At 71.0% G+C, this 17,402-nt stretch carries 19 protein-coding genes; 11 read left to right on the top strand and 8 right to left on the bottom strand.

Annotation, left to right across the window (positions count from 1 at the left end; genetic code table 11):
• Nucleotides 1-23: 23 nt before the first annotated feature.
• Nucleotides 24-1,565: a S8 family serine peptidase gene (locus ABZ490_RS24555; RefSeq protein ID WP_358993594.1), complete on the bottom strand. Its 1,542-nt coding sequence runs from the start codon at nt 1,563-1,565 to the stop codon at nt 24-26.
• A gap of 257 nt (nt 1,566-1,822) precedes the next feature.
• Here ABZ490_RS24555 and ABZ490_RS24550 point away from each other — a divergent pair, with 257 nt between their 5' ends.
• The 3 genes from ABZ490_RS24550 to moaA all read left to right on the top strand — a co-directional run bounded on the left by ABZ490_RS24550 (nt 1,823) and on the right by moaA (nt 4,953).
• On the top strand, nt 1,823-2,179 hold the full coding sequence (locus tag ABZ490_RS24550) for a DUF485 domain-containing protein (RefSeq protein WP_358993591.1): 357 nt from the start codon (nt 1,823-1,825) through the stop codon (nt 2,177-2,179).
• Complete coding sequence (locus ABZ490_RS24545; protein WP_358993588.1) at nt 2,176-3,816, top strand: cation acetate symporter; 1,641 nt, start codon at nt 2,176-2,178, stop codon at nt 3,814-3,816. Before ABZ490_RS24550 ends, ABZ490_RS24545 begins: the two co-directional genes overlap by 4 nt.
• Before the next feature lie 147 nt (nt 3,817-3,963).
• On the top strand, nt 3,964-4,953 hold the full coding sequence (gene moaA, locus ABZ490_RS24540) for a GTP 3',8-cyclase MoaA (RefSeq protein WP_358993586.1): 990 nt from the start codon (nt 3,964-3,966) through the stop codon (nt 4,951-4,953).
• A gap of 66 nt (nt 4,954-5,019) precedes the next feature.
• Here moaA and ABZ490_RS24535 read toward each other — a convergent pair whose 3' ends face one another.
• Together ABZ490_RS24535 and ABZ490_RS24530 are read right to left on the bottom strand one after the other, a co-directional pair.
• On the bottom strand, nt 5,020-5,235 hold the full coding sequence (locus ABZ490_RS24535; RefSeq protein WP_358993582.1) for a hypothetical protein: 216 nt from the start codon (nt 5,233-5,235) through the stop codon (nt 5,020-5,022).
• 196 nt (nt 5,236-5,431) lie between these two features.
• Nucleotides 5,432-5,797: a DUF3099 domain-containing protein gene (locus tag ABZ490_RS24530; RefSeq protein ID WP_358993579.1), complete on the bottom strand. Its 366-nt coding sequence runs from the start codon at nt 5,795-5,797 to the stop codon at nt 5,432-5,434.
• Nucleotides 5,798-5,999: 202 nt separating this feature from the next.
• Between ABZ490_RS24530 and ABZ490_RS24525 the strand changes: the two genes are divergently transcribed.
• Entirely contained in the window at nt 6,000-6,278 is a 279-nt protein-coding gene (locus ABZ490_RS24525) for a GlsB/YeaQ/YmgE family stress response membrane protein (RefSeq protein ID WP_358993919.1), read from the top strand.
• Between the two features lie 99 nt (nt 6,279-6,377).
• Here the strand turns inward: ABZ490_RS24525 and tyrS are convergent, their stop codons facing one another.
• The 3 genes from tyrS to ABZ490_RS24510 are packed head-to-tail and all read right to left on the bottom strand — an operon-like array spanning nt 6,378 to nt 10,604.
• Complete coding sequence (gene tyrS / locus ABZ490_RS24520; RefSeq protein ID WP_358993576.1) at nt 6,378-7,646, bottom strand: tyrosine--tRNA ligase; 1,269 nt, start codon at nt 7,644-7,646, stop codon at nt 6,378-6,380.
• A 43-nt stretch (nt 7,647-7,689) separates the two neighbouring features.
• Complete coding sequence (locus ABZ490_RS24515; protein ID WP_358993573.1) at nt 7,690-9,084, bottom strand: metallopeptidase TldD-related protein; 1,395 nt, start codon at nt 9,082-9,084, stop codon at nt 7,690-7,692.
• Nucleotides 9,081-10,604, bottom strand: coding sequence for a TldD/PmbA family protein (locus ABZ490_RS24510; protein ID WP_358993570.1), 1,524 nt, complete (start codon nt 10,602-10,604; stop codon nt 9,081-9,083). The genes ABZ490_RS24515 and ABZ490_RS24510 overlap by 4 nt, the downstream gene beginning before the upstream one ends.
• A gap of 255 nt (nt 10,605-10,859) precedes the next feature.
• Between ABZ490_RS24510 and fabG the strand changes: the two genes are divergently transcribed.
• From fabG to ABZ490_RS24495, 3 genes are all read left to right on the top strand, one after another.
• Complete coding sequence (gene fabG / locus ABZ490_RS24505; protein ID WP_358993567.1) at nt 10,860-11,579, top strand: 3-oxoacyl-[acyl-carrier-protein] reductase; 720 nt, start codon at nt 10,860-10,862, stop codon at nt 11,577-11,579.
• A 5-nt stretch (nt 11,580-11,584) separates the two neighbouring features.
• Nucleotides 11,585-12,352, top strand: a complete 768-nt coding sequence (gene fabI, locus ABZ490_RS24500) for an enoyl-ACP reductase FabI (protein WP_358993565.1) — start codon at nt 11,585-11,587, stop codon at nt 12,350-12,352.
• Between the two features lie 125 nt (nt 12,353-12,477).
• Nucleotides 12,478-12,801 (top strand): hypothetical protein, encoded by a 324-nt coding sequence (locus tag ABZ490_RS24495; protein WP_358993562.1) that lies wholly within the window; start codon nt 12,478-12,480, stop codon nt 12,799-12,801.
• Nucleotides 12,802-12,826: 25 nt separating this feature from the next.
• Here the strand turns inward: ABZ490_RS24495 and ABZ490_RS24490 are convergent, their stop codons facing one another.
• On the bottom strand, nt 12,827-13,519 hold the full coding sequence (locus tag ABZ490_RS24490) for a FadR/GntR family transcriptional regulator (protein ID WP_358993559.1): 693 nt from the start codon (nt 13,517-13,519) through the stop codon (nt 12,827-12,829).
• Between the two features lie 56 nt (nt 13,520-13,575).
• Here ABZ490_RS24490 and ABZ490_RS24485 point away from each other — a divergent pair, with 56 nt between their 5' ends.
• The 4 genes from ABZ490_RS24485 (at nt 13,576) to ABZ490_RS24470 (ending at nt 16,053) form a co-directional block, all read left to right on the top strand.
• On the top strand, nt 13,576-14,910 hold the full coding sequence (locus ABZ490_RS24485) for an MFS transporter (RefSeq protein WP_358993556.1): 1,335 nt from the start codon (nt 13,576-13,578) through the stop codon (nt 14,908-14,910).
• A gap of 43 nt (nt 14,911-14,953) precedes the next feature.
• Complete coding sequence (locus ABZ490_RS24480; RefSeq protein WP_099054046.1) at nt 14,954-15,067, top strand: SGM_5486 family transporter-associated protein; 114 nt, start codon at nt 14,954-14,956, stop codon at nt 15,065-15,067.
• Between the two features lie 151 nt (nt 15,068-15,218).
• A complete protein-coding gene (locus ABZ490_RS24475; RefSeq protein ID WP_358993552.1) occupies nt 15,219-15,434 on the top strand; it encodes a hypothetical protein in 216 nt (71 codons plus the stop codon).
• A gap of 100 nt (nt 15,435-15,534) precedes the next feature.
• Nucleotides 15,535-16,053, top strand: coding sequence for a histidine phosphatase family protein (locus ABZ490_RS24470; protein WP_358993549.1), 519 nt, complete (start codon nt 15,535-15,537; stop codon nt 16,051-16,053).
• Between the two features lie 111 nt (nt 16,054-16,164).
• Here ABZ490_RS24470 and serB read toward each other — a convergent pair whose 3' ends face one another.
• Nucleotides 16,165-17,385, bottom strand: a complete 1,221-nt coding sequence (gene serB, locus ABZ490_RS24465; RefSeq protein WP_358993546.1) for a phosphoserine phosphatase SerB — start codon at nt 17,383-17,385, stop codon at nt 16,165-16,167.
• Nucleotides 17,386-17,402 lie beyond the last annotated feature (17 nt).

Here is a 17,402-nt window from a genome sequence, read left to right as displayed (position 1 = left end):
ACATGTATGGCTACACGTATGGGCTACTTGACGGCCCGCAGCGCGTTCACCACGCCGTACCCGAAGAAGCCGTTCACGCGCTTGCCGCCCACGCAGGTCGCGTCCACCACGCCGTCACCGTTGCCGTCGTACGGCTCGGCCGGGCAGCCCGGGTTGTCCGCCTGCGCCTTGAGCAGCGCCTGCAGCTGGGCCGGGGACGCGAACGGGTGCGTCGACTTCAGCAGCGCGGCCACGCCGGCCACGTGCGGGGACGCCATCGACGTGCCCTGGAGGAAGCCGTACGTGTTGTTCGGCAGCGTCGACAGGATGCGGCCGTTGGCCGACGGCGTCTCCGGGATCTGGTACTTGTCGCCGCCCGGAGCGGCCACGTCGACGGCGCCCAGACCGTAGCTGGAGTAGTACGACTTGGTGCCCTTGACGCCCGTGGCGCTGACCGTGACCACACCCGGCAGCTGGGTCGGCACGTCGAAGCACTCGTGCGGGTCGACCGTCCGCGTCACCGGCGTGGAGTCGTCCGGGCTGGACGAGTCCTCCAGCGCGTCGGCGTCCAGGTCGTGGTTGGAGTTGCCCGCCGAGGCCACATTGAGCGTGCCCTTCTTCTGGGCGTACAGCTGAGCCCTGTTGACCGCGTCCACAATGGCCCGCTGGTCGGGGTCGTCCATGCAGTTGTACAGCCACGGGTCCACGTAGTAGCTGTTGTTCGTGATCTCCACGCCGTGGTCGGCGGCGAACACGAACGCGCAGACGACGTTCTCCGGGTAGAAGAGGCCGTCCTTCGGGTCGCTCACCTTGATGCCGGCGACCTTCACGCCGGGAGCGACACCCGCCACGCCGATGCCGTTGCGGGCCGCGGCTATCTCACCGGCGACATGCGTGCCGTGGTAGTCGTCCGCGGTGTACGGCCGCCAGGCGCCCTCGCTGGTGTCCGCGACACCGCCCACGCAGTTGGCCGACTGGGACGCCGAGAAGTTCGGCGCGAGGTCCGGGTGGGTGTCGTCGACGCCGGTGTCGATCACGGCGACCGTGACCTTCCTGCTGCCCGGGTTGACCGTGGCCGCCTTGTCGGCGCCGATCGCGCGCAGATCCCACTGGTCGGCCTCGAGCGGCTCGCTCTGGCCGGCCGCGTCGGACGCCTTCTCGATCTTCGCGGCCTCCGCCTTCGACAGGACCTGCGCGGCCCCCTCGTCGGTGGTCCCGGCCGCGCTCAGCGGGGCGGTGCGCGTCGCACCCGCCGACTGCACCCCGCGCACCGCGCGGATCCGCGGCCCGAAGTCGGGGTTCGCCGAGTGCACGACGAGCACACCGATCCTGTCGTACGACGCCACCAGGGTGCCGCCGGCCGCGGCGATCGCCTTCTTCACCGACGCGATCGTGCGGTGGTCCACCTTCGTGTTGACGACATACGCCAACGTCCCGGCCTCGGCCGCCTCGGCGGTCGACACCGCGGCCGAAGCCGTGGCGGGCGCCGCGCCGGCGGTCGTCGGCAGGAAGCCGACGGCGGCCGTCAACGACAGCACGACGGGCACCGCGAGAGCGAGGCGGCGTCTGGAAGGCAGATGAGCCATGGGGTCTCCACATCATCCGGAAACGAGTCCGGCCCGGACACGGGTCGTGCCTGGGCAGGTACATGACGGGTGGTGCTGCGCCGAAGCTATCTCCCCGACTCACCGCCCAGCAACGCCCCTAGGGCGATCAAGGCGACGACTTACGAAAGAACCCGATCGGGTTGAACCCGCCCTAGCGTGCCGCCGTGCCCTTGGACAGGGAGCCCGTGCACGATCGAGCCCCCGCCCGACCCACCGTCCGCAAGCGAGGAGACTCCGTGGCCACCGAGACACCGCCCCCCTCGAAGACCCAAGCCCAACTCCCCTCCACCGAGGAGTTCGTCGCGGTGCAGGAGAGCGCGGAGTTCGGTGAACTGCGCGGCTCCTACCGCGGGTTCGCCTTCCCGCTGACCGTCGGCTTCATCACCTGGTACCTGCTGTACGTCCTGCTCTCCAACTACGCGGGCGACTTCATGGGCACCAAGCTCTTCGGCAACATCAACGTGGCCCTGGTCCTGGGACTCGCCCAGTTCCTCACCACGTTCCTCATCGCCTGGTGGTACGCGCGCACCGCCGCCGCCAAGCTCGACCCCAAGGCCGACGCCATCAAGTCCCGGATGGAGGGCGGCGCATGAGCCCCGCACAGCACACCGCCCAGCACACCGCCCTGCTCGCCGCGGGCGAGGCGAGCGAGCACCGGCCGCTGATCATCACCCTGTTCGCGGTCTTCGTCGCGGCGACCCTCGTCATCACGGTCTGGGCGGGCCGTCAGACCAAGGACGCGGCCGACTTCTACGCGGGCGGACGCCAGTTCACCGGATTCCAGAACGGACTCGCCGTCTCCGGCGACTACATGTCCGCCGCGTCCTTCCTCGGCATCGCCGGCGCCATCGCCCTCTTCGGCTACGACGGCTTCCTCTACTCCATCGGCTTCCTCGTCGCCTGGCTCGTCGCCCTCCTCCTGGTCGCCGAGCCGCTGCGCAACTCCGGCCGCTACACGATGGGCGACGTCCTCGCCTACCGCATGCGCCAGCGCCCGGTCCGCACCGCCGCCGGCACCTCCACGATCGTCGTCTCGATCTTCTACCTGCTCGCCCAGATGGCGGGCGCCGGCGTCCTGGTCTCCCTGCTCCTCGGCATCACCAGCGACGGCGGCAAGATCGGCATCGTCGCCCTGGTCGGCGTACTGATGATCGTCTACGTCACCATCGGCGGCATGAAGGGCACCACCTGGGTCCAGATGGTCAAGGCGGTCCTGCTGATCGCCGGCGCCCTGCTGCTGACCTTCCTGGTCCTGCTGAAGTTCGACTTCAACGTCTCCGACCTGCTGGGCTCGGCCGCCGACAACAGCGGCAAGGGCGCCGCCTTCCTGGAGCCAGGCCTGAAGTACGGCGCCACCGGCACCACCAAGCTGGACTTCATCTCCCTCGGCATCGCCCTGGTCCTCGGCACCGCCGGTCTGCCGCACATCCTGATCCGCTTCTACACGGTCCCCACCGCGAAGGCCGCCCGTAAGTCGGTCATCTGGGCCATCGGCCTGATCGGCTCCTTCTACCTGATGACCCTCGCCCTCGGCTTCGGCGCCGCCGCGCTGATCAAGCCGGACGAGATCGTCGCGTCGAACAAGGCCGGCAACACGGCCGCACCGCTCCTCGCCCTCCACCTGGGCGGCGTCGACTCCAACTGGGGCGCGATCCTGCTCGCCACCATCTCGGCGGTCGCCTTCGCCACCATTCTCGCGGTCGTCGCCGGCCTGACCCTGGCCTCGTCCTCCTCCTTCGCGCACGACATCTACGCCAACGTCATCAAGAGGGGCCAGGCCTCCGAGAAGCAGGAGATCAACGCGGCCCGCTACGCCACGGTCGGCATCGGCGCGGTCTCCATCCTCCTGGGCGCCCTGGCCCGCGACCTGAACGTCGCCGGCCTGGTCGCCCTCGCCTTCGCGGTCGCCGCCTCCGCCAACCTCCCCACCATCCTCTACAGCCTCTTCTGGAAGCGGTTCACCACCTCCGGGGCCCTCTGGTCGATCTACGGCGGCCTGGTCACCGCGGTCGGCCTGGTGCTGTTCTCCCCGGTCGTCTCCGGCAAGCCCACCTCGATGTTCCCGGACGCCGACTTCCACTGGTTCCCGCTGGAGAACCCCGGCATCATCTCCATCCCCGTCGGCTTCCTCCTCGGCATCCTCGGCACCCTCCTGTCGAAGGAGGAGCCCGACCACGGCAAGTACGCCGAACTGGAGGTCCGCTCCCTGACGGGCACCGGAGCCCACTGATCCCCTCCGGGAGCGCGGCCGCGTCGTGGATCGCCACGACGCGGCCGCGTCCCAGTCCTGGATCGGCCTCTTCCGCTGTCAGTGGCGTCACGTAGGCTCGCAGGTGACGACAGAAGAAACACGATCCGCAACGGGGAGGGGGCCCACGTGCTCATCGACACCTACGGCCGGGTGGCCACCGACCTGAGAGTCTCGCTGACCGACCGCTGCAACCTGCGCTGTACGTACTGCATGCCCGAGGAGGGCCTGCAGTGGCTGGCCAAGCCCGACCTCCTCACGGACGACGAGATCGTCCGCCTGATCGACATCGCGGTCTCCTCGCTCGGTATCGAGGAGGTCCGCTTCACCGGCGGCGAGCCGCTGCTGCGCCCCGGCCTGGTCGGCATCGTCGAACGCGTCGCGGCCCTGACCCCGCGCCCCCGGATGTCCCTGACGACGAACGGCATCGGTCTGGGGCGCACCGCGACCGCGCTCGAGGCGGCCGGTCTGGACCGGGTCAACGTCTCCCTGGACACGCTCCGCCCGGACGTCTTCAAGACCCTCACCCGCCGCGACCGCCACCGGGACGTCCTCGACGGCCTCCGCGCCGCCCACGACGCCGGCCTCACCCCGGTCAAGGTCAACACCGTCCTCATGCCCGGCCTCAACGACGACGAGGCCCCCGACCTCCTGGCCTGGGCCCTGGAGCACGACTACGAACTGCGCTTCATCGAGCAGATGCCCCTGGACGCCCAGCACGGCTGGAAGCGCGACGACATGGTCACCGCCGGGGACATCCTCGCCTCGCTCCGCACCCGCTTCGACCTCACCCCCGAGGGCCAGGACGAGCGCGGCGCCGCCCCCGCCGAACGCTGGCTGGTCGACGGCGGCCCCCAGCGCGTCGGCGTCATCGCCTCCGTCACCCGCCCGTTCTGCGCGGCCTGCGACCGCACCCGTCTCACCGCCGACGGCCAGATCCGTACCTGTCTCTTCGCCCGCGAGGAGACCGACCTGCGCGAGGCCCTGCGCTCCGGCGCCCCCGACGAGGAGATAGCCCGCCGCTGGCGCCTCGCGATGTGGGGCAAGAAGGCGGGCGCGGGCCTGGACGACCCGTCGTTCGTCCAGCCGGACCGCCCGATGTCGGCGATCGGGGGCTAGGGCAGCGCCCCGAGAGGGGCGCGGGGAACTGCGCGACCAGCCCCCACCGGCCCGCAGCCGAGAACCTCAGGCGTCCTGCGGCTCCCAGTCCTCCAGCAGGACCACGTCCTTCAGGAACCCCCGGACACCGAGGAACTGCGACAGATGCTCCCGGTGCTCCTCGCACGCCAGCCACGTCTTCCGCCGCTCCGGCGTATGGATCTTCGGGTTGTTCCACGCCAGCACCCACACCGCGGCGACCCGGCACCCCTTGGCGGAACAGACAGGCGTCTCGTCAGTCACAGTTGCGTCGTTCCGTCCCACAGATACCCACACAAAAGGCGACGCCGAGCAGCCACGGGGGGAGCTGCCCGGCGTCGGTCCGTCGCTCCGACGGGGGATGCGGAGCGCGTACGAAGTATGTCACGGCCGACCCTTCGCAGGGCACTGGAACAGCATGATTGATCTGAGCTTTTCCTGAGCTTGTCGCACAGGCCCGTCATGGCCGCCGCTCAGCCCGGTCCTCCGGAACCGATTCCGTCCCGGAGCCATCCGCCGGGGGCGGCGTGATCATGGGCGGCACCTGCGCGGTGACGAACGTGGAGGGCAGACCCGGCGCGTTCTCCCGCCCCGCATTGGCGATCACCACCGCGATGTACGGCAGGACCGCCCCCAACACCAGGGCCACGAGGGCCACATGACGCTCCACGTTCCAGAGGGTCGCCGCGAGGATCACCGCCACCGTACGGACGGTCATCGAGATCACGTACCGCCGCTGCCGGCCGCGCACATCCTCCTGGAGGCCCTGCCGGGCCCCGGTGATCCGGAACACCTGGGCTTTTCCGCCGCCACCCTGCTTCCGCATCGCATTCCACCGTCCACCCACATCGAACACTCCCCGGCACTCCACGTTACGCCGCGGCTGCGCCGCCTTCGAGACCGGGTCGCCTCCCGCCCCGGCGAACCTCCTGCGCCGTACCGCGTACGGCCGCACCCGACATGCGCCGTACGGGTCATGGAACAAGACTGTGGGCAATGCTCACGTCGAGCCGTACGAGGAGGCAGCCATGGGCTGGTTGTGGGCGATCATCGTGGGATTCGTACTCGGTCTGATCGCCAAGGCGATCCTCCCGGGCAAGCAGCACAGCCCGCTCTGGCTGACCACCATCTTCGGCATCATCGGCGCGGTCATCGGCAACGCGATCGCCCGCGGCTTCGGCGTCGAGGAGACCGCCGGCATCGACTGGTGGCGCCACCTCTTCCAGCTGGTGGCAGCGGTCGTGGTGGTGGCCCTGGGGGACCGGGCGTACGTGGCGACCCTGGGCAAGAGGAAACAGCGGGCCTGAAGGGGCGCCCCACAGGGGCTGCCCCTTCAGGGGCGCGGGGAACTGCGCGACAGGCCACAGCGAACCGGCACCCGCAACGCACCCGCACCGGGCGGCGCCCTACGCTCCCGTCACCTCGACGGCGGCCAGACTCTTCTTCCCCCGCCGCAGCACCAGCCACCGCCCGTGCAGGAGCTCCTCCGTCGCGGGCACCGCGTCCTCGGCCGTGACCTTCACGTTGTTCACGTAGGCCCCGCCCTCCTTCACGGTCCGGCGCGCGGCCGACTTGCTGGCCACCAGCCCGACCTCCGCGAACAGGTCCACGACCGGACCCGGCTCGGCGACCCGGATGTGCGGCACCTCGGAGAGCGCGGCGGTCAGCGTCCGCTCGTCGAGGTCGCCCAGCTCGCCCTGCCCGAACAGCGCCCGGCTCGCGGCGATCACCGCGGCCGTCTGGTCGGCGCCGTGCACCAGCGTGGTCAGCTCCTCCGCCAGCGCCCGCTGGGCGGCCCGCGCCTGCGGCCGCTCCGCGGTATCCCGCTCCAGCTCCTCCAGCTCCGCACGGGACTTGAAGGACAGGATCCGCAGGTAGCCGGAGATGTCCCGGTCGTCCACGTTCAGCCAGAACTGGTAGAACGCGTACGGCGTCGTCATCTCGGGGTCGAGCCAGACCGCGCCGCCCTCGGTCTTGCCGAACTTGGTGCCGTCCGCCTTGGTCATCAGCGGCGTCGCCAGCGCGTGGACGTCGGCCTGCGGCTCCAGCCGGTGGATCAGATCCAGACCGGCCGTGAGGTTGCCCCACTGGTCGCTGCCGCCCTGCTGGAGCGTGCAGCCGTGACGCCGGTAGAGCTGGAGGAAGTCCATGCCCTGGAGGATCTGGTAGCTGAACTCGGTGTAGCTGATGCCCTGGTCGGACTCCAGGCGCCGGGCCACGGAGTCCTTCGTCAGCATCTTGTTGACGCGGAAGTGCTTGCCGATGTCCCGCAGGAACTCGATCGCGGACAGCCCCGCGGTCCAGTCGAGGTTGTTGACCATCACGGCCGCGTTCTCACCCTCGAAGGACAGGAACGGCTCGATCTGGGAACGCAGCTTGCCGACCCAGCCGGCGACCGTCTCCGGGTCGTTCAGCGTGCGCTCCGCCGTCGGGCGCGGGTCGCCGATCAGCCCCGTGGCCCCGCCGACCAGCGCCAGCGGCCGGTGACCGGCCTGCTGGAGCCGACGCACGGTGAGCACCTGCACCAGGTGCCCCACGTGCAACGACGGCGCGGTCGGGTCGAAGCCGCAATAGAACGTGACGGGGCCGTCCGCGAGCGCCTTGCGCAAGGCGTCCTCGTCGGTGGACAGGGCGAACAGGCCCCGCCACTTCAGCTCGTCGACGATGTCCGTCACGGTTCTCGTATCTCCTTGTGGTGGGCTCGTGGTCAGTACGAGGTTATACGCCCTGACTGACAGAGCTCATATTGAAGTCCGGCACCCGCAGCGCGGGCATCGCGGCCCTGGTGAACCAGTCGCTCCACTCCCGGGGCAGCGTCTTTTCCGTGCGCCCGGCCTCCACGGCCCGGCCCAGCAGACCGACCGGCGACTCGTTGAAGCGGAAGTTGTTCACCTCGCCCACGACCTCGCCGTTCTCGACGAGGTACACGCCGTCCCGGGTCAGACCGGTCAGCAGCAGGGTCGCCGGGTCGACCTCGCGGATGTACCACAGACAGGTCAGCAGCAGCCCGCGCGTGGTGCTCGCGACCATCTCCTCCAGGGAGCGGTCCGCGCCGCCGTCGAGGATCAGGTTGTCGATCGCGGGCGCGACCGGCAGCCCGGTCAGGCCGGCGCTGTGCCGGCTGGTGATCAGGTTCTTCAGCACCCCCTCGCCGACCCACTCGGTGGCGGCCAGCGGCAGCCCGTTGTCGAACACCGACGAGTCGCCCCCGGAGGAGTGGGCGAGGACGAAGGGCGCCGACTCCAGGCCCGGCTCGTTCGGGTCGCTGCGCAGCGTCAGCGGCAGCTCGGACAGCTTCTCGCCGAGCCGGGTACCGCCGCCGGGCTTGGAGAACACCGTCCGGCCCTCGGCCGCGTCCCGGCCCGACGCCGACCACATCTGGTAGATCAGCAGGTCCGCGACGGCGGTCGGCGGCAGCAGCGTCTCGTACCGCCCCGCCGGCAGCGCGATCCGCCGCTCGGCCCAGCCGAGACGTACGGCCAGCTCGGCGTCGAGCGCCGCCGGGTCGACGTCCTTGAAGTCCCGCGTGGAGTGCCCCGCCCAGGCCGAGCGCGTACGGTCCGGGGACTTGGCGTTGAGCTCCAGCGTGCCGTTCGGCTGGTCGTGCCGCAGCCGCAGCCCCGTGGACGTGCCCAGGTACGACGACACCAGCTCGTGGTTGGCGAAGCCGTACAGCTCACGGCCGCCCGCACGCGCGCGTGCGAAGGCCTCGCCCAGCGCGGGCGCGAAGTCGGCGAACACCGCGGACGAGGTCTCCGCGGGCGCCTCGGTGAACTCCGGGGCCACCACGTCACCGGTGACCAGCGGCTGCGCGTCCTCGGCGGCCCCGGCACCGCGCGCGGCGGCCTCGGCGGCCCGTACCAGCGGCTCCAGCTCGTCCGCGGTCACGGCGGCCCGCGAGACGACCCCGGAGGCGGTGCCCTCCTTGCCGTCGACCGTCGCGATCACGGTGAGCGTGCGCGAGCGCGTGACGCCGTTCGTCGTCAGCGCGTTGCCGGCCCAGCGCAGATTCGCCGTCGACTGCTCGTCGGCGATCACCACACACCCGTCGGCCCGCGACAGCGCGAGGGCGCGCTCGACGACCTCGTGCGGCTTGTTGGTACGGGCGCTCATCGACCGGCCTCCTGTGTGGTGTTCAGAATGTTGACGCCCTTGAACAGGGCCGACGGGCAGCCGTGCGACACCGCCGCGACCTGTCCGGGCTGGGCCTTGCCGCAGTTGAACGCGCCGCCGAGGACATAGGTCTGCGGACCGCCCACCGCTGCCATGGACCCCCAGAAGTCGGTGGTCGTCGCCTGGTAGGCCACGTCCCGCAGCTGCCCGGTGATCCGCCCGTTCTCGATCCTGAAGAACCGCTGGCCGGTGAACTGGAAGTTGTACCGCTGCATGTCGATGGACCACGACCGGTCCCCGACGACGTAGATCCCGCGGTCGACGCTCCCGATCAGGTCCTCGGTCGACATCCCCGCCGGATCCGGCCGCAGCGACACGTTCGCCATCCGCTGCACCGGGACGTGCCCGGGGGAGTCGGCGAAGGCGCACCCGTTGGAGCGGCCCAGGCCGGTCAGCTTCGCGATCCGCCGGTCCAGCTGGTACCCGACGAGCGTGCCGTCCTTCACCAGGTCCCAGGACTGGCCCTCCACGCCCTCGTCGTCGTAGCCGACCGTCGCGAGGCCGTGCTCGGCGGTGCGGTCACCGGTGACGTTCATCAGGTCGGAGCCGTAGCGCAGCTTGCCGAGCCGGTCGAAGGTGGCGAAGGAGGTGCCGGCGTACGCGGCCTCGTAGCCGAGCGCCCGGTCCAGCTCGGTGGCGTGCCCGATGGACTCGTGGATGGTCAGCCACAGGTTGGACGGGTCGACGACCAGGTCGTACAGCCCGGCGTCCACGCTGGGCGCCCGCATCTTCTCGGCGAGCAGCTCCGGCATCCGCTCCAGCTCGCCGTCCCAGTCCCAGCCGGTCCCGGTGAGGTACTCCCAGCCCCGGCCGACCGGCGGCGCGAGCGTCCGCATCGAGTCGAACTCGCCGCTGGACTCGTCGACCGAGACCGCCGTCAGCGACGGGTGCAGCCGCACCCGCTGCTGGGTGGTCACCGTCCCCGCCGTGTCCGCGTAGAACTTGTTCTCGTGGACGGTGAGCAGCGAGGCGTCGACATGGTTGACGCCGTCGGCCGCCAGCAGCCGGTTGCTCCAGTCGGCCAGGAGCGCGGTCTTCTGCTCGTCCGGCACGGTGAACGGATCGATCGCGTACGACGAGATCCACGTCCGGTCGGTGTGCACGGGCTCGTCGGCCAGCTCCACCCTCTCATCGGACCCGGCGGCCTTGATGACCTGCGCGGACAGCTTGGCCATCGCCACGGCCTGCGAGGCCACCCGGGCGGCCGCGTCCATCGTCAGATCCACGCCGGACGCGAACCCCCACGTACCGCCGTGCACCACCCGCACCGCGTACCCCAGGTCGGTGGTGTCCGACGACCCGGACGGCTTGGCGTCCCGCAGCCGCCACGACGCGCTGCGCACCCGCTCGAACCGGAAGTCCGCGTGCTCCGCCCCGAGCGCACGCGCACGTGCGAGAGCGGCGTCGGCGAGGGCGCGTAGGGGTAGGGCCGTGAAGCTTTCGTCGATGGTATGAGGCACCTACGTATCTCCCTGGTGTCGTCGCGTGTGTCGTCGCGCGTGTGGCCCCGATCATGTCGCGCCGGGCGGCCGTCGGACCACACCTTTCGGAGCGCCCGCCGCAAAGTTTCTGTAGGGACCCCACAGTCAGCCCCGTGCCCCACTGTCGGTGCCCGAATGTCCGCGGGCGTGGCCGGACCGATAGGTTTCGAGGGAAGCCGCCTGCCGTCCAGGTCCCGGGCAGGTGTGTCAGACCCCTATCGAAAGGGTGATCCGTTGAGCCGCTCGGTTCTCGTCACCGGAGGAAACCGGGGCATCGGCCTCGCCATCGCCCGCGCGTTCGCCGACGCCGGCGACAAGGTCGCGATCACATACCGCTCGGGCGAACCGCCGCAGGCGCTCGTCGAACTGGGCTGCCTGGCCGTCAAGTGCGACATCACCGACGCCGAGCAGGTGGAGCAGGCCTACAAGGAGATCGAGGCCGAGCACGGCCCCGTCGAGGTCCTGATCGCCAACGCCGGCGTCACCAAGGACCAGCTCCTGATGCGCATGTCCGAGGAGGACTTCACCTCGGTCGTCGACACCAACCTCACCGGCACCTTCCGCGTCGTCAAGCGGGCCAACCGCGGCATGCTGCGCGCCAAGAAGGGCCGGGTCGTCCTCATCTCGTCGGTCGTGGGGCTCTACGGCTCGCCCGGTCAGGCCAACTACGCCGCGTCCAAGGCCGGCCTCGTCGGCTTCGCGCGCTCCCTCGCCCGTGAGCTGGGGTCGCGCAACATCACGTTCAACGTCGTCGCGCCCGGCTTCGTCGACACCGACATGACCAAGGTGCTCACCGACGAGCAGCGCGCGGGCATCGTCTCGCAGGTCCCGCTCGGCCGGTACGCGCAGCCGGAGGAGATCGCCGCGACGGTGCGGTTCCTCGCCTCGGACGACGCCTCGTACATCACTGGAGCCGTCATCCCCGTTGACGGCGGACTGGGAATGGGTCACTGATCACCATGAGCGGAATTCTCGAGGGCAAGCGCGTCCTGATCTCCGGTGTGCTGATGGAGTCCTCCATCGCGTTCCACGCCGCCAAGCTGGCCCAGGAGCAGGGTGCCGAGATCATCCTGACCGCGTTCCCGCGGCCGACGCTGACCGAGCGCATCGCCAGGAAGCTGCCGAAGCCCACCAAGGTCATCGAGCTCGACGTGACGAACGCCGAGCACCTGGGCCGCCTGGCCGACGTCGTCGGCGAGGAGCTCGGCGGCCTCGACGGCGTCGTGCACTCCATCGGCTTCGCGCCGCAGGACGCGCTCGGCGGCAACTTCCTCAACACGCCGTTCGAGTCGGTCGCCACGGCCATGCACGTCTCGGCGTACTCGCTGAAGTCGCTGACCATGGCCTGCCTGCCGCTCATGCAGAACGGCGGCGCGGTCGTCGGTCTCACCTTCGACGCGCAGTACGCCTGGCCGCAGTACGACTGGATGGGCCCCGCCAAGGCCGCCCTGGAGGCCACCAGCCGCTACATCGCGCGTGACCTGGGCAAGCAGAACATCCGCTGCAACCTGATCTCCGCGGGCCCGCTGGGCTCCATGGCCGCCAAGTCCATTCCGGGCTTCAGTGACCTGGCCGCGGTGTGGGACACCCGCTCCCCGCTGGAGTGGGACCTGAAGGACCCGGAGCCGGCCGGCAAGGGCGTCGTCGCCCTGCTCAGCGACTGGTTCCCGAAGACCACCGGCGAGATCATCCACGTCGACGGCGGTCTGCACGCCATCGGCGCCTGACGCCACCCCTTCGGTGTCACCCGTCCGGCCTACCAGGCCGGGCGGGGCACGCCCGCGAACAGGCACGATGAAGTGCGCGTCCACCTCCGCGCAGCCCTCCCCAGCTCTGCCGAGGAGGTTCCCTTGTGCGTCTGTTCCGTGCTCTCGCCCCAGTGACCGCCGCCGTCGCGCTCGTGCTCGGCACGCCCCATGAGGCGCTGCCCCACGAGTATCCCGACCCCTTCGGCGCGGAGTGCCGCATCGCCGTCGACGGCTCCCATGTCGTCGCCCACTGCCACAACCCCTACGCCGACATCGACCGTGTCACGCTGCACATCGAGTGCGCGCGCTGGTGGGACCTCGACACCGACGGCACCCCCGTCGACACCGGCCCCGCCCTGACCGTACGGCTCACCGGGCGCTGCTGGATGGAGGTCGACCGGGCCTGGGTCACCCACGAGAAGGTGTGAGCCGGGCGCCGCTCGGCCCGGGCCCTCAGCCCGCGCCGGACCCGGTGGTCCGCCCCGGACGGCAGGACAGCGGATAGCCGGCCGCCTGCGCCGCGGCCGTCTCCGCGTCGCCCGCGCGGATCGCGTCCACCAGCCGCGTGTGGTCCATGTACGTCTCCGGCGTCAGCTCGTCGCCGACGTCCCCGCGCAGCCAGTCCCGCAGCACCTCGCCCAGGTCGGCGTGGAGCGCGGTCATGACGTCGTTGTGGGAGGCGGCCACCACCGCCAGGTGGAAGGTCGCGTCGGCCGCCACGAAGGCCTCCGCGTCGCCCGACTCCCAGGCCTCCTCGCGCCGCAGCAGCAACGCGTCCAGCTGCTTGAGGTCCTTCTCCGTGCGCCGCTCGGCCGCGAGCCGCGCCGCCCCCGACTCCAGGTTGGAGCGCAGCTCGGCGATGTGCCGGGGGTCGGCGTCCGCGAACCGCCGGTGCATCACGCCCGCCAGCTCGCTCGTCGCCACGACATACGTCCCCGACCCCTGCCGGATGGCCAGCAGCCCGTTGTGCGCGAGGGCGCGGACGGCCTCACGGACCGTGTTGCGGGCGACGCCCAGCTGCTCGACCAGCTCGGGCTCGGTGGGGATCCGCGAGCCGACCGGCCACTCACCCGAGGTGATCTGGTGGCGCAGCTCGGCGATGACCTGCTCGGAGAGGGCCGACCGACGGGGATGGCTCAGGGGCATGGCACACCTTCTCACAGGGCTTCACAGGACTGGACAGACAATCATCCTATGATTCTATGATGGGCGGCATGGCCAGTGAGGACACCAGGACCACCAGGACGACCACACCCCCGCCCACCCGCACGCCGGCGGCCGCCGAGCCCCCGCACCCGACCACGCGCGCGTGGCGCACCCCGCTGCTCATGGCCGGCATCGTGCTGGCCGCGCTCAATCTCCGGCCGGCCATCACCAGCCTCGGCGCGCTCCTGGAGGAGGTGCGCGACGGGCTCGGCATGAGCGGCAGCACGGCCGGGCTCCTCACCTCCGTGCCCCCGCTGTGCTTCGCCGTGTTCGGCGTCATGGCCCCGCGCCTCGCCCGTCGCTTCGGCCCGGGCGCCGTGGTGTGCGCGGGCATGGTGGCGATCACCGCGGGCCTGCTGATACGGCCGTACGCGGGCGGCACGGCCGGGTTCCTGGCCGCCAGCGCCCTCGCCCTGATGGGCATCGCCGTCAGCAACGTCCTGATGCCGGTCATCGTCAAGCGGCACTTCCCCGACCGGGTCGGCTCCATGACCGGCCTCTACTCGATGGCCCTCGCCCTCGGCACCTCGGCCGCCGCCGCGATCACGGTCCCGCTGACCGGGGCCCTGGGCGGCGGCTGGCGGCCCGGCCTCGCCCTGTGGGCGGGCCTGGCCGCCGCGGCCGTACCGCCGTGGCTGTTCTTCGCCCGGGACCACCGGCGGCGGCCCGGGACACCCGCCCCGGCCCAGCCGGCGCCCGGCGGCCCGGCCGCCCCGCACGCGCGCGGTGAGCGACCGGACGGACTGCGCATCACCCGCAGCCGCACCGCCTGGGCGCTCGCCGTCTTCTTCGGGCTCCAGGCCACCGCCGCCTACATCACCATGGGCTGGATGGCCCAGATCTTCCGGGACGCGGGCGTGTCCGCCGGAGAGGCGGGACTGCTGCTCGCCGTCACCATGGCGATGGGCGTGCCCCTGGCCTACGTCATCCCGCGCGTCGCCTCCCGGCTGCCGCGGCAGGGCCCGATCGTCGTCGTGCTCGGCGTCTGCGGCCTCGCCGGCTACACCGGGCTGTACCTCGCGCCCGCCGGGGGAGCCTGGGCCTGGGCCCTGCTGCTCGGCGTCGCGAACTGCGCCTTCCCGCTGGCCCTCACCATGGTCGGCATGCGCGCCCGGACCGGCGCGGGCGTGGCGCAGCTGTCCGCCTTCGCGCAGAGCACCGGCTATCTGATCTCGATCCCGGGCCCCCTCCTGGTCGGCGTGCTCTACCAGCACAGCGGCGGCTGGGGGCTGCCCCTGGCGCTCATGGCGGCGCTCATGCTCCCGCAGATGGCCGTGGGCGTCCTGGCGGGCCGCCCCCGCACGGTGGAGGACGAGGCGGCCGCCCGCTGACCCCGGCGGCCGTCCGGTGGACCACGGGTGCGACACTGGGCGCATGGTGCTCGACCCGAACCCCCAGAACGGCCAGAAGAAGATGCTGATGGTCTTCGGCTCGTTCCTCGCCATTTTCGTGATCATCGCCGTCATCGCCACGATCGCCGCACCCTGAGGGTGGGGTTAACCCCCCTGTCCCCTAGGGGGTGAGGGTCAGGGTCAAGTGGGTGGATCACCGGATGGGTTGCGGGCCGCCGATTCCGTAGCTTCGAGATGTGGCCGCACGACGCGGACCACGGACCGCTCGAAGACGACCGGAGGCATCCATGTCGGCCCCTGTGCTCACCCGGCCCCGCCCGACCGCCGCCCGGGCCCGGATCGACGCCCGGCTGCCCTGGTGGGCCCTCGCCCTGCCGACCCTCGCCTTCATCACGCTGCTCGTCCTGATACTGAACCCCTCCGACGCCCACGCCGCCGGCAGCGACCCGGCGATCACCCACCTCGTCGAGCGCGTGCAGCTCCTGCTCGCGCGCCAGCCGTGACGAGCACGCCCCGGACGCACTCCGCACCCCCGGGACGAGCGGCAAAGCCCCATGTCAACTCCCTGCGCCCCATGGCCTGTTTCATGCGAAGCTGGGACGCATGAGCGTCGCAGAACCCCGCAGGATCGTCCTCTTCCGGCATGCGAAAGCCGACTGGCCTCAGGTGACCGACCACGAGCGCCCGCTCGCCGAGCGGGGCCGGATGGACGCCGCCGTCGCCGGACGCAGACTGGCCGACAGCGGCATCCCCCTCGACCTGGCGCTGTGCTCCACCGCGGCCCGGACCAGGGAGACGTGGAAGCTCGCCGTCCACGAACTCCCGCACCGGCCGAAAACGGTCTACGAGGAGCGGATCTACGAGGCCTCCCCGGGCGAGCTGATCGCCCTGCTCAACGAGACCCCGGACGACGTGCGCAGCGTCATCCTGATCGGCCACAACCCCGGCGTCCACGCCCTCACCGACATCCTGACCGACTCGGCGGCGGGCGAGGCGCACGACCGGATGACCCGCCGCGGCTTCCCGGCCTCCTCCTTCGCCGTCCTCACCTTCGACGGCTCCTGGAAGTCCCTGGAGCCGGCCGTCTCCACGCTCACCGACTACTGGGCGCCCGAGGAGTAACCCGTCCGGCCGCGAGCGAACGCGCGAGGGCCCGGCACCCTTCGGTACCGGGCCCTGCTCGTCCTACGAGGACTCCTCGACGCGTACGAGGACTCCTCGACGTACGAGGTCCTACTCGGTGTGGGTCTCCGCCGCCTCGACCTCTTCGCGGGTGATGCCCAGCAGATACAGGACCGTGTCGAGGAACGGCACGTTCACCGCCGTGTGCGCCGCCTCGCGCACCACCGGCTTGGCGTTGAAGGCCACCCCGAGACCGGCCGCGTTCAACATGTCCAGGTCATTGGCGCCGTCACCGATCGCCACGGTCTGCGAGAGCGGTACGCCCGCCTCCGCGGCGAACCGGTGCAGCAGCCGCGCCTTGCCCGCCCGGTCCACGATCTCGCCGGTGACCCGGCCGGTCAGCCGGCCGTCGATGATCTCCAGCGTGTTGGCCTGGGCGAAGTCCAGCCCCAGCCGCTCCTTCAGATCGTCGGTGACCTGGGTGAAGCCGCCGGAGACGACACCCACCTGGTAGCCGAGCCGCTTCAGCGTACGGATCAGCGTGCGCGCGCCCGGCGTCAGCCGGACCTCGGCGCGCACCTTGTCCACCACCGAGGCGTCCAGCCCCTCCAGCAGCGCCACCCGCGCGTGCAGCGACTGCTCGAAGTCCAGCTCGCCGCGCATCGCCGCCGCCGTCACCTCGGCGACCTTGTCCTCGCAGCCGGCGTGCGCCGCGAAGAGCTCGATCACCTCGTCCTGGATCAGGGTCGAGTCGACGTCCATGACGACCAGCCGCTGGGCCCGCCGGTGCAGACCCGCGTCCACCACGGCGACGTCCACCCCGAGCGCCCGCGCGTCCGTGACCAGCGCGGTGCGCAGCGGCCCGGTCTCCACTCCGGAGATCGCGAACTCGACGGCCGTGACGGGATACTTGGCGAGCCGGAAGATACGGTCGATGTTGCCGCCGGCCTTGGTGATCTTGGCGGCGACCTTGGCGGTGGCCTCCGCGGTCAGCGGATGGCCGAGGACGGTCACCAGGGAGCGGCCGAGACCACGCGGACGGTTGTCACCGAGACCCGAGATGATCTCTGCCTGCATCTTGATCGACTCGGCCCAGCTGTGGACCGTGCGGCGGAGGTCACCCTCCTGCGACCGCGGTGGCGCGGTCACGAGCGCGCACAGCACCATCCGGCCGCGCGTGACCACCTGCTCGATGTCGACCACGTCGACGGAGTAGGCCGCGAGGGTGTCGAAGAGACCGGCCGTGATGCCGGGCCTGTCCTTGCCGAAGATCTTGACAAGGAGCGTGGGGGCATCAGAGGACGAGGTCGGCGAAGTCTGCGAAGCTCTCATGATGTATCCCACCGTAT

This window comes from Streptomyces sp. NPDC005811 (assembly GCF_040630405.1).
Lineage (GTDB): Bacteria > Actinomycetota > Actinomycetes > Streptomycetales > Streptomycetaceae > Streptomyces.
This window is presented reverse-complemented; position numbering and strand designations above follow the sequence as displayed.

Coding starts and splice junctions, on each gene's coding strand:
- ABZ490_RS24555 (WP_358993594.1), bottom strand. CDS start 1,565: ATGGCTCATCTGCCTTCCAGACGCCGCCTCGCTCTCGCGGTGCCCGTC.
- ABZ490_RS24545 (WP_358993588.1), top strand. CDS start 2,176: ATGAGCCCCGCACAGCACACCGCCCAGCACACCGCCCTGCTCGCCGCG.
- ABZ490_RS24530 (WP_358993579.1), bottom strand. CDS start 5,797: ATGCGGAAGCAGGGTGGCGGCGGAAAAGCCCAGGTGTTCCGGATCACC.
- ABZ490_RS24525 (WP_358993919.1), top strand. CDS start 6,000: ATGGGCTGGTTGTGGGCGATCATCGTGGGATTCGTACTCGGTCTGATC.
- ABZ490_RS24515 (WP_358993573.1), bottom strand. CDS start 9,084: ATGAGCGCCCGTACCAACAAGCCGCACGAGGTCGTCGAGCGCGCCCTC.
- fabI (WP_358993565.1), top strand. CDS start 11,585: ATGAGCGGAATTCTCGAGGGCAAGCGCGTCCTGATCTCCGGTGTGCTG.
- ABZ490_RS24490 (WP_358993559.1), bottom strand. CDS start 13,519: ATGCCCCTGAGCCATCCCCGTCGGTCGGCCCTCTCCGAGCAGGTCATC.
- ABZ490_RS24485 (WP_358993556.1), top strand. CDS start 13,576: ATGATGGGCGGCATGGCCAGTGAGGACACCAGGACCACCAGGACGACC.
- ABZ490_RS24480 (WP_099054046.1), top strand. CDS start 14,954: ATGGTGCTCGACCCGAACCCCCAGAACGGCCAGAAGAAGATGCTGATG.
- ABZ490_RS24475 (WP_358993552.1), top strand. CDS start 15,219: ATGTCGGCCCCTGTGCTCACCCGGCCCCGCCCGACCGCCGCCCGGGCC.
- ABZ490_RS24470 (WP_358993549.1), top strand. CDS start 15,535: ATGAGCGTCGCAGAACCCCGCAGGATCGTCCTCTTCCGGCATGCGAAA.
- serB (WP_358993546.1), bottom strand. CDS start 17,385: ATGAGAGCTTCGCAGACTTCGCCGACCTCGTCCTCTGATGCCCCCACG.